At 53.8% G+C, this 15,795-nt stretch carries 12 protein-coding genes; 1 reads left to right on the top strand and 11 read right to left on the bottom strand.

Features of this window, described 5'->3' with window-relative positions; translation table 11 throughout:
• Window positions 1-86 precede the first annotated feature (86 nt).
• The 9 genes from G5B42_RS08675 to G5B42_RS08635 all read right to left on the bottom strand — a co-directional run bounded on the left by G5B42_RS08675 (window position 87) and on the right by G5B42_RS08635 (window position 8,317).
• Window positions 87-1,832: an NADH-dependent [FeFe] hydrogenase, group A6 gene (locus tag G5B42_RS08675; RefSeq protein WP_181340080.1), complete on the bottom strand. Its 1,746-nt coding sequence runs from the start codon at window positions 1,830-1,832 to the stop codon at window positions 87-89.
• A gap of 170 nt (window positions 1,833-2,002) precedes the next feature.
• Window positions 2,003-2,365, bottom strand: coding sequence for a (2Fe-2S) ferredoxin domain-containing protein (locus G5B42_RS08670; RefSeq protein ID WP_181340079.1), 363 nt, complete (start codon window positions 2,363-2,365; stop codon window positions 2,003-2,005).
• A 103-nt stretch (window positions 2,366-2,468) separates the two neighbouring features.
• Complete coding sequence (ltaE, locus tag G5B42_RS08665) at window positions 2,469-3,518, bottom strand: low-specificity L-threonine aldolase (protein WP_181340078.1); 1,050 nt, start codon at window positions 3,516-3,518, stop codon at window positions 2,469-2,471.
• Between the two features lie 28 nt (window positions 3,519-3,546).
• Entirely contained in the window at window positions 3,547-4,029 is a 483-nt protein-coding gene (folK, locus tag G5B42_RS08660; RefSeq protein ID WP_181340077.1) for a 2-amino-4-hydroxy-6-hydroxymethyldihydropteridine diphosphokinase, read from the bottom strand.
• 26 nt (window positions 4,030-4,055) lie between these two features.
• Entirely contained in the window at window positions 4,056-5,261 is a 1,206-nt protein-coding gene (gene folP / locus G5B42_RS08655; protein ID WP_181340076.1) for a dihydropteroate synthase, read from the bottom strand.
• Window positions 5,262-5,402: 141 nt separating this feature from the next.
• Entirely contained in the window at window positions 5,403-6,164 is a 762-nt protein-coding gene (locus tag G5B42_RS08650) for a sigma-70 family RNA polymerase sigma factor (protein ID WP_181340075.1), read from the bottom strand.
• Window positions 6,151-6,594 carry an anti-sigma F factor gene (gene spoIIAB / locus G5B42_RS08645; protein ID WP_181340074.1) on the bottom strand — a complete coding sequence of 148 codons (444 nt, stop codon included), beginning with the start codon at window positions 6,592-6,594 and terminating at the stop codon, window positions 6,151-6,153. Before spoIIAB ends, G5B42_RS08650 begins: the two co-directional genes overlap by 14 nt.
• A gap of 16 nt (window positions 6,595-6,610) precedes the next feature.
• Complete coding sequence (locus tag G5B42_RS08640) at window positions 6,611-6,949, bottom strand: STAS domain-containing protein (RefSeq protein WP_231133382.1); 339 nt, start codon at window positions 6,947-6,949, stop codon at window positions 6,611-6,613.
• A gap of 204 nt (window positions 6,950-7,153) precedes the next feature.
• Entirely contained in the window at window positions 7,154-8,317 is a 1,164-nt protein-coding gene (locus tag G5B42_RS08635) for a D-alanyl-D-alanine carboxypeptidase family protein (RefSeq protein WP_181340072.1), read from the bottom strand.
• A gap of 164 nt (window positions 8,318-8,481) precedes the next feature.
• Between G5B42_RS08635 and folE2 the strand changes: the two genes are divergently transcribed.
• Window positions 8,482-9,315 carry a GTP cyclohydrolase FolE2 gene (gene folE2 / locus G5B42_RS08630; RefSeq protein ID WP_181340071.1) on the top strand — a complete coding sequence of 278 codons (834 nt, stop codon included), beginning with the start codon at window positions 8,482-8,484 and terminating at the stop codon, window positions 9,313-9,315.
• Here the strand turns inward: folE2 and G5B42_RS08625 are convergent.
• The gene (locus tag G5B42_RS08625) at window positions 9,240-12,659 is read right to left on the bottom strand and encodes a UvrD-helicase domain-containing protein (RefSeq protein WP_181340070.1); all 3,420 of its coding nucleotides are present in this window, start codon (window positions 12,657-12,659) and stop codon (window positions 9,240-9,242) included. The genes folE2 and G5B42_RS08625 overlap by 76 nt on opposite strands.
• Window positions 12,646-15,687, bottom strand: a complete 3,042-nt coding sequence (locus G5B42_RS08620; RefSeq protein WP_181340069.1) for a PD-(D/E)XK nuclease family protein — start codon at window positions 15,685-15,687, stop codon at window positions 12,646-12,648. Before G5B42_RS08620 ends, G5B42_RS08625 begins: the two co-directional genes overlap by 14 nt.
• Between the last annotated feature and the right edge of the window lie 108 nt (window positions 15,688-15,795).

Below are 15,795 nucleotides of genomic sequence, written 5' to 3'. Positions count from 1 at the left end.
TCAATAGGTCTTTTTTTTCTTTTTTTTCGATAAAAAAATGAGAATAAAAACCCCGGTTAATGACCTGATTAACCGGGGGTTGCGCGTTATTTAACCGCTGCCACCGGGTATTTGCCCCGCTTGGTATAGTGGGTATGAAGTAAATGATGACTCTTTTCACCCAAGGGCTGACCCAGGAATTCTTCGTACAGGGTTTTGACGGCCGGATTTTCGTGGGATTTGCGCAACGGTAAACCACGATCGGCTTCGTAGATCGCTTCAATCCGTTTTTTCCGGACCGCATTGGTCGTGCCGATCGGTTGACCGCCACCGCCGATACAACCACCCGGACAGCACATGATCTCGATAAATTGGTAATCCGCTTTTCCGGCTTTAATCAACTCCATCAATTGTCGGGCATTTGCCAATCCGTTGGCCACCGCTACTTTAACCTTCGTTCCCTTTAAATCTACCTCCGCCTCTTTGATCCCTTCAATGCCGCGGACGGCGGTAAAGTCCACGGACGGTAATGGCTCTTTGGTGACCACTTCGTAGACGGTCCGGAGGGCGGCTTCCATTACTCCGCCGCTGGCCCCGAAGATCACACCGGCACCGGTCGTAATCCCGAAGGGATCGTCAAATTGTTCTTCGGGTAACTGGTTAAAATCAATCCCGGCCTGCCGGAGCATTTTCCCAAGTTCGCGGGTGGTTAAAACGGCATCCACATCGGGATAACCGGAAGCGGACATCTCCGGACGACCGCACTCAAATTTCTTGGCGGTACAAGGCATGATGGAGACCACATAAATATTCTTCGGGTCGATTCCGGCCTTCTCCGCGTAATAGGTCTTCGCAAGCGCACCAAACATCTGCTGCGGCGATTTGCAAGTGGAAAGGTGGTCTAAATACTCGGGGTAAAAGTGCTCGATGTATTTGATCCAACCCGGGCTACAGGAAGTAATCATCGGGAGCGTGCCACCATTGTTCAAGCGTTCAATCAGTTCATGGCCTTCCTCGATAATTGTTAAATCGGCGGTAAAATCAGTATCGAAGACGCGGTCAAAGCCCAACCGTCGCAAGGCAGCAACCAGTTTGCCGGTGGTAACCCGGGCCGGTTCCAAACCAAACTCTTCGCCAATGGAGACCCGGATCGCCGGCGCCGTTTGGACCACCACATGTTTTTCCGGATCCGCCAGTGCCGCCCAGACCCGTTCCGTATGATCCTGTTCGTAAATGGCACCCACGGGACAGACCAACGAACATTGGCCGCAGAGGACGCAAGCCACATCGTTCAAGTTCTCTCCGCCCGCCGGGAGGATTTGGGTCTCCATCCCCCGGTTGGCGGGGCCAATCGCCCCCACCCCTTGTACCTCATGACAGACTTCCACACATCTCCGGCAAAGAATACATTTATCCGGATCCCGGACGAGGGCGGGCGTTGACTCGTCTTTTGGATATTCCGGCCATTTTGGGGTCGGGAAGGACTGCGCTCTGACCCCCAATTGGTCGGCTAAAGCCTGTAATTCACAACGTTGGTTGCGGACACAATTCAAACAATCCTGGGGGTGGTTGGATAAGAGAAGCTCTAAATTCATTTTGCGCGCTTGGCGTACAGTGGGTGAATTGGTAATAATCACCATACCGTCGGTCACCGGTTGCGAACAAGCCGTTTGGAGTGTGCGCGCCCCCACAACTTCCACCACACAGATCCGGCACATGGCGTTAACCTTTAAATCTTCATGGTGACAAAGGGTTGGGATCTTAATGCCGGCTTTTTGGGCGGCTTCCAAAATTGTACTACCCTTTGGCACCTCTACTTTTTGACCATCGACGGTCACACTTACCATCACCAAGGTTTTTCACTTCCTTTCGGCATTTATCAACCGCATCCAGTTGTCTGGCTTTTGTGTGGCTTCTTTTCCCGCACAAATTTCTCTACATTATAATTTAAATATAATTAAGCAGTTAAGCAGTTCGGGATTAATCAGGATATCCTTATGTATTGGTGAAAGTCCTGCCGATCCTATTTACGGCCGATGACCCATTCATCGATAATGTTATTGTTCACCAAATGTTTCGCCACGATCTGCCGGGCTTTCTCGGCCGAAATTTTCCCATATACAATCCGGGGTTGATCCGGAATTTCCACTTCGACAATGGGTTCCTGTTCGCAAAGGCCTAAGCATCCAGTTGGCGTCACCGCAATCCCGGTGAGATTGCGTTTGTTAATTTCATCAAGAATTGCCTTCATGGTTTCACGTGCCCCGGCGGCAATTCCACAGGTGCCCATCCCAATGACTACTTTGGTTTGCGGTTTCTCTCCCCGTAATTCGGTTAGACGTCGTGCCTGGTCCCGGATTTTTTCCAGTTCCGCCAGCGAAGTCATGTTCTTTCCTCCTTCATGAACATTGATCCGATTTTCACAAATTTCCGGTTCATTCAAATTATATCCTGCGGTAATAAAAGATGTCAATCCTCGATCCAAATTGTTAAAATTGATCGATCGCCTTCACGATCTGATTAATAATGTTCAGAGCGGATTTAATCTGTGTTTTGGTCACATCTTTATGGGTGACAAAACGTATTTCCGTGGGCGAGGTCGGGTTGGCCAAAACCCCGTGTTGGGCAAGGAGAGCGGAAAAACGCTGGGCGGAAATGCCAAGTTTGGCCACGGAACAGATCAGAATGTTGGTGGGAAAAGCATCAGGGTCAATCGTTAACCCGGGAATATTGGCCAATCCCTCGGCAAGTAGCCGGGCGTTGACATGATCCTCCACTAACCGGTCAACCATCTGTTCCAGGGCGACAATCCCGGCCGCCGCCAGGATTCCGGACTGGCGCAATCCCCCTCCCAACAATTTACGGACTTTGCGCGCCTTGTCAATAAAGTCTTTTCTTCCGGCCACGAGCGAACCGACCGGCGCGCCCAATCCCTTCGAAAGACAAAACATCACCGAGTCAACAGGCGCGGTCAGTTCCCGGACATCGGTGCCCAGGGCGATGGCCGCGTTAAAAATGCGTGCGCCATCCAGGTGAACCGGTATTCCCCGCTCATGGGCCACCTGGGCCATTACGCGGGTTTGTTCGGCGGTGAGCACCGCTCCGCCTGCCCGGTTATGGGTGTTTTCCAAGCAAAGTAATCCAGTGCGGGGAAAATGAAGATCGTCCGGCCGGATGGCCGCAGCAATCTGTGCCGGCTCCATAAAGCCTTTCCGCCCTTGGATGGTCCGGGTCTGGACGCCAGAAAGGAGGGCGAGTCCTCCGACTTCATAATAGAAGATATGCGATTCGGCCTCCAGGATTACTTCATCCCCCCGCTGCAAATGGGTCATCGCCGCCACTTGGTTGCCCATGGTACCACTGGGGACAAACATGGCGGCCTCCTTCCCGATCTTCTCCGCGGCGATTGCTTCCAATCTCCGCATCGTCGGGTCTTCACCATAAACATCATCCCCCACTTCCGCAGCGGCCATTGCTTTGCGCATTTCGGCCGTGGGTTTGGTCACCGTATCGCTTCGTAAATCAATCAGTTCTGCCATGAAAATACTCCTTTCTATGGTAAGTACTCTATATCACTGGGTAACAGCGGGAAAGACGGTCTTTCTTCGTTTCCCATATTTCCTTCAACCCTAGTCCACTGCGGGGATCCACCCAGTCGGGAACCAGTTCCAGCAAAGGCCGGATGACAAAGGATCTTTCCAGTAACCGGGGGTGGGGTATGGTCAAAAGGTCAGAGGCCATGACCCAAGACCCGTAGAACAGGATGTCCAAATCAAGGGGACGGGGACCAAAGCGCGGTCCCTCCGTACGACCGGCCGCCTTTTCCAGCATTTTAAATTTATACAGCAAAGTTAAAGGCAGCTCCTGTGTTTCGCCGACACAGACTTGATTTAAAAACCAAGGTTGATCCAGGTAACCAACGGGCTCGCTCTCGTACACCCGGGAAAAAACCACGTTGTTGAGGAGAGCCGTCAGTTCCGCACGGGCTTTCCGTAAATGCTCCTCCCGGTCGCCAATGTTGGTTCCTAAAGCCACTGCAATAATCGGCAAGTCTCTGGTCCTTTCTGTTTTTGTTTTTAGTGAGAATGATTTGCGGAATGAATGATCGCGTCGGTCATGCGGGCTACCCGGACCATCGCTTCCACATCATGAACACGAATCAGATGGGCCCCGCGGGCAATCCCCACCGCGACCGTGGCGGCCGTCCCCTCCAAACGCTGGTCCACCGGCAAATCCAGCACATGACCGATCACCGACTTCCTGGAGGTTCCCAGCAGGATCGGCGCCCCTAATGCCTTTAACTCATCCAAACGGTTCAAAACGGTCAAGTTGTGTTCGGGTGTCTTGCCAAAACCAATACCCGGATCAATAATGATCTTTTCCCTTGGTAAACCATGGGCTACAGCCAAATCAATACTCTTTTGGAGAAAGGCAGCAATTTCACCCATGAGATCCGTATATTCCGGCGTCGTTTTATTATGCATCACAATCACCGGCACCTGGGCGTCCGCCACAACCTTGACCATCGCGGGGTCCTTTTGTAAGCCCCAAATGTCATTGATCAGATCCGCACCCGCCGCTAAAGCCGCCTTCGCCACCGCCGGCTTATAAGTATCCACCGATAAGGGAAGCGGAATTTTTTGGGCCAGGGTTTCCAGCACCGGAAGGACCCGTCTTTTCTCCTCTTCCTCGCTAATCTCAGTATAACCCGGCCGTGTTGATTGGCCGCCAATATCCAAGAGGTCGGCCCCGGCCTCAAAAAACGCTTCGGCCTGACGCAAGACTTTGGTCAGCAAATGCTCCTGTCCCAAAAGGCCGTCACCGGAGAAGGAATCGGGCGTGATATTGATGATCCCCATAATATAAGTCCTTTTTCCCCATTCAAAACGCCGGTTTTTAATCGTCAGCGGCGCCGGCCCTCCTTCAAGGTTGGTCAAGAGGCGGTTTAATTCCCGCGCCAGGTCCGCAAGGCCAAAAGGTTGCCGGGGCAGCAATTCCAATAAACGCCGGTATTGGGTACGGGTGCCCATGATAATAGCCTCCCCGGCCTCCGCCTTTAAGTAAGCCATCTCTTTCCCCAGGGCAACCTCGCCCCCTTTGGCCAGCATCTCTTGTTTCAAAATATTCGCCGCCGGGGCGGAAATATTGCTTACTTTAACAATCAGGAACTCTCCTTTGCCAATCATCAATTCCAAACCTTCGGGCGTAACCCCGATACGGATCATCTCTTGCCAAACTGCGGCCGGTTGATTGGCGGAGATCAGACGCAACGAAAATGCCATCGCTGTTTTCCTTCCTTTTTGTCCAACTTTTATCCCAGTAGAAAAGATTAACTTTTCCTACTTCGTTGTCAACGTTATAGATCCTCCCTTTTTTATGCACCCACGATAAAAATGGCCGTAACGGCCATCATTAAAAAAGAATCAGATCTGCTCATGGAGGAGCTCGCGAAGCCGGCAAAGGGCGGTTTTCTCCAGGCGGCTGATCTGAACTTGAGAGACCCCGAACTTCTCCGCCAGCTCACGCTGGGTCTTTTCCCCAAAAAAACGCTCTTCAATAATCATTCTCAATCTTGGTTCCAACTGGTGCAGGGCTTGCCGGAGAGCAAAATCCTCGACCAATTCTTCCTCGACCTCGGCACCGACCTGGTCTTCCAAGGTTAAGGCCGCTCCGTCTTCTTCGTAAACTACCTCTTGTAAGGAAGTAAGGGGTTTGCTTACCTCGAGGGCGGTCGCAATCTCTTCCCGGCTTAGGGCAGTAAGCTCGGCCAATTCCGCGAGGGTCGGCTCTTTCCCATGCGCGGCAATAAAATCGGACCGCGCCCGCATCACCTTCTGCGCCAGTTCCTTCTCTCCCCTGCTCACCTTGATCAAGCCATCGGTCCGGAGATATTGTTTGATCTCACCGATGATCAAAGGGACGGCGTATGTCGAAAACTTAACTTCCAGTTCCGGATTGAAACGTTCAATTGCTTTCATTAAACCCAGGGCCCCGATTTGGACCAGATCATCGTATTCGACCCCCCGCCCGGCAAAACGGCCCACGATACTTTTGACCAGACCCAAGTTGCGTTCGACCAGAACCGCCTTGGCTTGGTCATTCCCGGACGCAACTTGATTGAGTAAGGCGCGGGTCTCCTCATGGGACAAACGATCGGGACTGGGTTGACTGTCATTGACAATCATGGCTACTATTTTTACTCCGTTCGGGTTTCTTCACCATTAAAACTTTTGTCCCTTGATTGGGCTGGGATTCAATGGTCATTTCATCCATAAAAGATTCCATAAAGACCAGCCCCAACCCCATACGCTCCGGATCCGTGGAATAGGCCGGTGTTTTGGCCAGATCCAAATCCTGAATGCCGCAACCTTCGTCGATGACCTCGATCATCAGGGTGTCATCTTTGATCTTTAATTCCAGGCGCACCTCCCCAACGTGGTCCGGATAGGCATGGATCACACAGTTGGACACTGCTTCGGAGGTTGCGACCCTAATTTCCTCCAGCTCATTAAGGGTGAAATCAAGCTGCGCGGCAAAAGAAGCGACAATCACACGGGAAAGACTGACATTATCGGGTAAGCTGGGAAAAGAAATATTCAAATAATTTTCCTTCATTCCCTGGCCAGCCTCCTTACTCTATATTTTGGGCTTCCTCGAGGGAAGAACAGATCGTCATGACTTTTAACAGACCCGACAGTTCAAAAAGGCGTTGGAGATGAGGGGGGACATTAACCGCAGTCAGCTTCCCGTTTCGTTGCGCAATGGATTTATAGCGCCCTAGAATTGCCCCCAAGCCTGAACTATCAACGAAACTGGTTTCTTTTAAATCCAGGATCAGATGGTTAATCTCCTGGTTGTGCCCTAGTTCCTCTTCAATACGGTTCCGAAAAGTCGGGGAGGTTGAAAGATCGAGTTCCCCGGAGACTTGAACAGTTAAAACCCGACCGTTCCGTTTTAGTTCCAATTTCAAACTGGAATCCCCCCTAATCATGGCATAGTTCTCAAGCCTCTTTTCGGCATCTAAAAGGATTTTCCTGCCGGAAAAAGGATCAATTTTCCAAAAATTGCGGAAGCCCACCGCCAAACCGTTCGAAAAAACCACAAAAAAGGCCGGCGAAAGCCGGCCAAATGAAAACCGCCCACAGGCGGTTTTTCCGGTTATGGTAAGTCCAGATTAGCGAAAAAATCTTTCGATCATACTTTTACCGATTTGCCACAGGAAACGGAAGAACCCGCTTTCTTCGACCGCTTGTTCAGCCACCAAATCAACCGTCACTTTGGTTTCGCCGTCAACCTTCACGATGATCTGGCCGACCGCTTCCCCCTCCGCTATAGGCGCCCTCACTTTTGGCGGGATTTGGGCCAAAACTTCGGGGGTGCTTTGGACATCTTTCTTTAAAACGACCAGCACATCTTCGGGGACAACGAGGTTTACTTCGCTGACGCCGCCCTTCATGACTTTGGTCTTTCCAAGCACCTGGCCCTTGCTTAACACTTTTAAGGCTTTGAACTGACTAAAACCATAATTGAACAGTTTTGTGATCTCATTGTTCCGCACGGCGGAAGTAGGTGCCTTCATCACCACCGCCAGCAACCGTACCCCGTTCCGCCGGGCGGTGGCCACCAGGCAATAACCGGCTTCAGTGGTGTAGCCGGTCTTTAAGCCGTCACAACCCTCATAAAACCGGACCAGGTTGTTGGTGTTCCGAAGAAAGGATTCACCGCCGCGGAGACTGTCAATCCAGGCTCCCGTCCATTTTAAAACCGTCGGATGTTTAAGCAGTTCCCGCGCGAGGATGGCTTGATCGTAGGCGGATGTTACATTCCCGGGCCCGCCACCGTCAGGCGACAACCCGGTGGCATTAACATATTTCGTGTTTTCCAAGCCAAGCTCTTCCGCACGTTTATTCATCAATTTCACAAACTCTTCGTGTGAGCCGGAGATGTATTCGGCCAGCGCAACACTGGCGTCATTGGCGGAGACAATACCGACGGCTTTCATTAAGTCTTCGACAGTCATCTCTTCGCCCGGCTCCAGCCAAATCTGGGAACCACCCATCCGGCAAGCTTCCGGACTGGCCACGACTTTGTCCGTCAGTTTGATCTGCCCGCTCTCCACCGCCTCCATAACGAGGAGCATCACCATCATCTTGGTGATACTGGCCGGCGGCAGCGGCTTTTTACTGTTTTTATCAACAAGGATCTCGCCACTGGAGACTTCCATCAGCAAAGCCGATTCCGACTGGATCGTGAAGGGAAGGGCCGCCAGTGCCGGCTGGACACATAGCAGGCCAATTAATAAGGAAAGGATAACTATTGTTCGCCATTGCTTCCGCATCATACTTCCTCCTTAAGTTCCCGTCTTTAAGAGTTTTTACAAAAGGAAGAAGCATTATGCGTGGAAACACTGGGTTAAAAAAAAGGAAGCTTCCCTAATGGTGCGAATATAGAAGAAAAAGAGAAAAATCTTGCCGGTTTCAAACTGGCGGAAAGGGTATCGCCATGGAAGATGTGCAGAATCGCTTGGACCAGCGGGGTATTGAAATTCAACGGGTTGGCGTCAAGGGGGTCCACCTTCCGTTTCTGATTGCCACCCGCGACGGCGGTTACCAGCAGATTTTAGGGAAGATCACCGCCGCCGTAAACCTACCCGAGCAATATAAGGGAACCCACCTCAGCCGTTTCATGGAGGTCCTGGTGGCTTGGGGTGATAAACCCATCTCCGGCCGGGAGTTAAAGCTGATGTTGGCGGAGTTGAAAACAAAGCTCAAAGCCTCGGCGGCCGAGCTAAGCCTGGATTTTCGTTACTTCATGCCGGTCACGGCTCCGGTCAGCGGCCTGTCCTCCCCTTTGGATTTCTCTTGCCAGTTTTGGGGGCGGCTGACCGATTCCGGCTATGATTTTCGCCTCACCGTCCATGTCCCCGTTGTCTCCCTTTGCCCCTGCAGTAAAGCAATCTCCCGCTACGGGGCCCATAACCAGCGGGCGGTCATCCGGGCTTCCGTCCGTTGCCGGCCCGGAACTTATCTTTGGATTGAAGACCTGATCCTGCTCCTCCGGGAACAGGGCAGTTCCTGTGTTTATCCTGTTCTGAAACGGGAAGACGAAAAGTACGTGACAGAAGAGGCCTACGACCACCCCAAGTTTGTCGAAGACATCCTCCGCGACTCAGTACTTGCTTTACGCCGTGAACCAAAAGTTTCATGGTTCCGTTTGGAGGTGGAGAGCTTCGAATCCATCCATAACCACAGCGCCTTTGCTTACCATGAAGAAGAGACCGCTTCCTTGCACCAAGGCGTAAAGGGGCAAAACTCACAATCTTCTCCGGGAGGATAATCCGCCGGATCATCGTGGGTGGTAATATACTCAACGGTTTTCAAGATCTGTTCCTCGGTCGCCCCGAGGTTTTTTTCGGTCAAGGGGCAAGGCAGTTTAAGATTGGGGCGGACAAAATAGATCCAGCCTTCGTCCGGCAACCGCCGGTAAATATCGCGGATCGCCAAGGCGTAAAGGTAAACTTGGAAATAATAGCGGTCGCGGATCTTCCCCGGCGGCGGTAGGCGGCGGTTGGTTTTAAAATCAACCACCACGATCCGGCCGTCGGGATAGAAGAGGATCCGGTCGATGACCCCTTTGATGATGACGTTTTGTAAGGCCAGGACAAAGGGAAGCTCATTTTCCACCCGCACCCCCGTTTCCGGCAGGAAGGGGCTGGCCAGGTAGTTTTGGTACATCAGATTCACCTGGGTAAAGGCGGCTTGCCTTTCCTCCGCCGGCAACGCATGGAACCAACCGGCCAACGCGGACTCGGCTTCGGCCTTGTTTAGAGCCGGCCCGGAGATCAAACGGTGAAAGACTTCCCCCAGGAGCAGACTGTAATTGGTGACGACCTTTTCCCCGGGCGAACCAGGAGGCACCGGAACCGTCGTCGGGTCGCTCCCCAGACGGTGTTGCCAGTAAAAACGGCGGGGACACTCCTGGAAAGTGAGGAGTGGCGTTAACGAGAGGCGGCGGGTCGTCATTTTTTGCGCCGTAACAGGTAATTCAAGGGTGGCGGCGATCTCCTCGGTCTGGGCTCTCTGCTGGTCTAAGGCCAGTCCCGCCTGAACGGCGACCGGTACCGACCGGGTGAGCTTAACCGGGTGATCGGCAAGGAGATGGAGCCCTTCCTCCGCGGTGGTCAAACCGGGCCACACCAGTGCCAACCAGTCCAGCCAAGAACATCCCTCATCAATGCTCTTGGCTTTAACCTCCTTTACGGTGGCGGATAATAATAAATAATCGCGGGCCCGGGTGAGACCGACATAGAACAGGCGCTTTAACTCCGAGATCTCCGCCCTTTTCTCCACGGCTTTCAACTGCGCGGTCGCCTCCGTCTCCAGCCACGACCCGGACGGGTCCTTTATTTTATGGACAAGCCCGTATTCTTTATGGTAAGCCACGGTCGTCCGGGCGGAGAGGTTAAATTCCCGGTCCAGCTCGGGGAGGACCACCACCGGAAACTCCAATCCTTTCGCCGCGTGTACCGTCATCATCTGCACGAAGTTCCCCTCACCCTGCGGTACCGTCGCCTCTCCTTCCCGCACCTCCAAGGTGGACAGATGACGGAAAAAAGCGACAAAGTCACGCAGACCGGAGTAGCCTTTTGCCGCAAAATCTTCCGCCCGCAGGATCAGTTTTTCCAGATTCGCCAGGCAGCGTTCACCTTCCGGCAAAGCGGCCACTGTCGCCAAATAACCCGTTTCGGACCAGGCGGCGCGGAGGATCTCCGGAATCGTGAGCAGGTGGGCATTTTGGCCCAAAGCGGCCAAAAACTGCCTAAACCGTGCCAGACGTTGTCTTTCCGGGGCGGGGATTTCCCGCGGATAAGCGGCGGCCTCCTCCCCCGCCCAAAAACCTTTCGTAAGCCCGTCGGGATGGGCCAGCCAGAAAAGCCCCCGGTCGGAAACCTGACAGAAGGGTGATCGTAACACCCCCGCCAAAGCAAGGGCATCATCCGGACATTCGACGAGACGGAGCAGGTTCAGCTGGTCCTGAATCTCTTGCCGGGCGTAAAAACCGACCCCTGCGGTAACCTGATAAGGGATCCCCTGCGCCCGGAAGGCATCTTCATATGCTTTAATCCTGGTTTTCGTCCGAAAGAGCAAGGCCACATCACCGTACTGTGCCGCCCGGCTGATTTTTCCGTTCCGGACCTGAAGCGTTCCCTCCTCCACCAACTGCTTGATTCTGGCGGCGAGCAGTGCCGGTTCGTCTTCGTCCGCAAGTAAGATTTCGACCCCGGTTTCCCGGGTTTCCTCTTCGCCCGCCGGTACCAGCGGATGGTAGGGAAAGCCTTCGCTGGCAAAGACGGTACGGCAGAGATGATTGATCACGGCGGCAATCGTCGCTTTAGTCCGGTAATTTTTCGCCAAGACCAGCACTTGACCGTCCCCTTCGCGTTTGGCGTTGGCCAAAGCGGTCATGATCTCCACTTCCGCCCCCCGAAAACGGTAGATCGACTGTTTCAGATCACCAACCAGAAACAACCGTCCTTCGCGGTGTCCTTCCCCGCACAGGAGCTGAATGATCTCCCACTGTAGACTGTTGGTATCCTGAAACTCATCCACCATAAAGTAGGCAAAGCGCTTTTGGTATTCCTGGGCGATAGCCGGGTGGGTGCGGAGCATTTCCCGGACTAAAAAGAGTTGATCGGTAAAGTCAAGTTTCCCCTCCATCTGCTTCAGCCTGCTGTATTCTTGATCGAAAAGACGGAGAAAAGCAAGGATCACCGGTTTTTGTGCGGCCGCCTCCCGGGACGCCAGGGCTTTTCTGACCGCCTCCACCTGGTCGTGGACCGTGTCGATGGCCGAACGCAGTTGCTTGTTGAGGTTTTTGGGGAGAAAACCTACAAGCTCCGCCAGGATCTTGGCTCCTGTTTCGTCTAACCGATCCGTCTTGGCCAACGCTTCCCGGTAAGCCGGCCATTGGGCAAAAAGGGTGGTCAACAGTTCCTGGGCCCGGGGGGTCAGGCGGACGGTACCGGCCTGTTGTTGCAGGTGAAAGAGGGCGCTGGTTAAGTCCTTTTTGGCGGCAGCCAATTTCCGGTCGAACTCCCCCTCCGGAGCGGACGGCGCCAGCTTTTCCACCTCGACTCCGGCTTCCTTCAGGGTGCTATATAGCGCCGGAAGCTGCTCCAGAAAGAAGTGGGTCCCGAGCGCCAGCACCACCGAAAGGTTAAACCCGTCGTCGTCGGCGGCCAACAGAGCACTTAAGGCTGTTTTTGCCGCTTTTGTTTTAAAGAGGTACTCCTCTCCTTCATCCAGGATCTTCCCCTGCGGATCGATGCCGGCTTCCACCGGGTGTTGTTTCAAAAGCCCCAGACATAAGCCATGGATGGTGGTGATCTTCGCCGCCGCTTCCAATAACTCCACCTGTCGGGACCAGTATTCCCTTTCCGCACCGGTGCTCTGGTGGTAAATAGCCACCATTGCTTTCCGGATCCGGTCCCGCATTTCCGCAGCGGCCTTGTTGGTGAAAGTGACAGCCACGATCTGGGGCACTTCACATCGGCGCGTCTGCAATAAATGCAGATATTTTTGGGTCAGGACTCTGGTTTTCCCGGTCCCGGCCCCGGCCATGACCAGCAGATCCGTGGAAAAATCTTCAACGGCCCGTCGTTGTTCCTCATTCAGCTGCATCTTGATCCTCCCTTCCCCAGATCCCTTGACGACAGATTGACCAGAATTCACAGTAATCCGGGCATAACTTCGGTGGGCAGAAAGGAAAGGCCCCCTGGAGGATGGCATGGTAGGATTGGAGCGCCGCCGTCACGGCGTTTTTCAGCGTTGCCGTCCACTCCTCGTCCGTCAGGATGTTGCGGGTACCAATCCCTAGCACCTGCGCTTCCGCACGCCAGATCCCCCTCAACCGGTTGGCCTGTTGCAGACTGTAATAGGCGGCACCCACCGGCCTCCCCTCCGGGAGAAAAAGGCGGCTCACCGCCAGGAGATACAGGGGAAGCTGCAGGCGCTTACCGCTGAGAATCTCCCCTTGGGCCGGCAGCGTCCCTGTTTTATAGTCATAGACGATGAAATTCCCGGCTCCATCCGTATCAACCCGGTCGATCTTCCCCCAAATTTTTAATGGCGGCCGGTCGGGCGGAACGTCTTCCGCCGTCAAGACCAGCGGCTGGGGCGTGGAACTGGCGTCGGCGTCGTGTAGAAGGCCGCCAAAGCCCAATTCGAAATAGCGGGGGATAAAGCGACCGTCGGTTTTCTCCCCCCACGCCACCTCTTCCTGGACTACTCTGGTTAACAGGGAAATTAAGTGTTCTCGCCCCAAGACCAACAGATTGTGGTGGAGCATTGACTTTTTTGCTTCGGCCTGTGGGTAATGCTTTTGGACCAAATTCCGGATTTCGGTCAGATACATGTCCAAAGATTTCCGCAGCAAAACCTCTCCCCGGTGGCGGTGGAAAAATTCTTTCAACACCAAATGGGCAATACTGCCTTCCGTCAACCGGGAAGGGATAATCTCCGGTTCGCCCAGGGGATCGATCCTGAGCCACCGCCGGCAAAAATAAAGAAAAGGACAGGTCATATACTCCTCCAAAGCCGAAATGCCAAAAGGTTTGTCACTCAGTTTGGCCCGGAGGAGCTGAGCTTCGGACGGACCCAAATAACCGTTGCGGGCACGCCCGGCCCGTTGCCGCGCGAGCGCCGCCCGGATCTTTTCGTCAACCTCCGATGCTAATGCGGCAGAGTTGAACGAAGAGAAGGGCGCAATCAGGCTACCTGTCTCTACCTCTTTAATCGGTTGCGCACCGGGTAAGAGCTCGATCAGGTCTTCCCAGAAGGAACTGGGGTTAACCGCTTCCCCTTCCTCATTGGTCTGACAGCAGCTGAGGACCAGTTTTTCCCGGGCTGTTTTCAGGAGATAAGAAAAGAGCAAACGTTCCCGTCGTAATTGCTCACGATTGGTCGGCAACAAGGAAGCGAGGGGCAAGTCGAGAACCCTTTCTTCCCGTAAAAGCCATCCTGTCGGGGTTAAACGCGGGACAACCCCTTCGTTGAGACCGACGAGAAAAGAGACCCGAAAGCTCAACCCCCGCGCCTCCGTTGGGGTTAAGACCCTGATGCCGCTTCGCCAGGAAGTTGGTTTCGTCGTCACCTCCTGGGACAGCATGGCTTCGAGTGTTAAATAGAAATCAGCCAGTTGGACTTCAAGCGCCGCATAGGACGCCGTTAAACTCAAACCTTTCTGGACCAGACTCCGAAGTTTACCAAGAAAGGAGGTCTGCACAAATCTGGCTTGGAGAAAGGGCGTAGCCCCTTCGGATGGAGGTATGAAGTTATCCAAAAGCAACGGATGATCCAGCCAGTCCAGACAGAGTTGGAAATATTGCCCATAAGTGGCTTTTTGCGGGATCCGGGCCAGAAAAGTGAGGAGAGCTTTACTGCACGCCCCTTGTTCCTCCTTGTCAGCGAAAATCGCGGTCAGAGTTGTTTCCCATTCGGCCAAGGTCGCCGGCGGGTTTACCCGGTATAGTTGTCCCGGTGGATAGACCCCGCCCCAACGCAGGTATTTAACCATTTCGGCCCATTCAAAGGCGGACAAGATGACCCGGAAAGGTTGCAGTAAGGCCTGGGCCGCCGGTTCCTGCACCAAGGAGCCGCTGATCTGGGCGGTCACCGGGAGTCCAAACGCCGTTAAGATCCGGTAAACCTCGTCCACCGGGTATGGTGTAACAACCGCGATATCTCCGGGCGTCAGGGACGGGTCGGCCGCTAATAATCTTTTCACTTCATTGGCCACCGCTACCAGCTCGTGACGGCTTCCCCCTTTAACTTTTAGCAATTCTACGCTCCCGTCGGAACCAGGGGGATCCGTCCCCGGAGGACCGGCCCACAAATTCTGCTGGAGATGGGCCAGCAAAAGGCGGCCTTCCATAGCCTCCTGCCCTGCTTTCAGCGGGGAATAGATTAATTCTTGCGTCTTTTCCCCGCTCGGCAAAGTGGGTTGGATGAGCTCATGCCGGTCGGCCAGCCCGTGATCAAAGACCACGGTCACCTTCATCTGACTACTGAGGTTATGTAAGAGGGCTTCTTGTTGCCGGGTAAAATCGGTAAATCCGATCACCAGGAGTTCTTTCCCCTGGAGCCAAGGGAGGACTTTGTCACTTTCGGCCACCGCTTGACGGTATTTTTCTTCCCCGTCGGCCAAATGCCGCTCACTTAGTAATTGTTGATAACGTGCATAGACCGCAGCCAGCTCATGTAATGGTTGATCTGCCGTCCGTACCAGGTGGCCAAAGGAGACGGGATCAAGGCCCGCCCGTTTCAGAAGGCTGATCTCCTGACGAAGGGTGGCGTAAAAACCGACCGCCGGAAAGGCCTTGGCCAGATAAGGGATTCTTCCCTCCTTGGCCAGCTCGGCAACGGCCAACCGTAAAAGCAAGATGCTGCCCCCGGGTGTCAAGTCGGAAAGGTCCGGACGGATTTCTTGTAATAGATCCCGGACGAAACCATCGAACAGGACAAAACGCACCCCGCCCCAACTGCCGAAGGCCGGCAGTAATTGTTCCTCCCAGTACTCCAAGAGCGTTTGGGTGGAAAAAATGAACACCAGTCTCCGGTCACCGGACTTCGGCCATTCATCTCCAATCAGGTCCCGGATCGCACCGACCGGATCCCGGTAGAGATCGGGATGTCGAATAATTTGCAGCATTAATTACGCCCCCATCTCCTGATTCTTGTGGATCAGGTTCTTGCCGCGGGCGTTATTTTCCTGCCGAAAGATTGCTTGTCCGCAAATCATGGTGTAAGATAGGAAAGA

Origin of the sequence: Capillibacterium thermochitinicola, from assembly GCF_013664685.1 — a bacterium.
GTDB classification, from domain to species: Bacteria; Bacillota; UBA4882; order UBA10575; family UBA10575; genus Capillibacterium; species Capillibacterium thermochitinicola.
The sequence above is the reverse complement of the archived record's forward strand: the minus strand, read 5'-3'. Positions and strand labels throughout refer to the sequence as shown.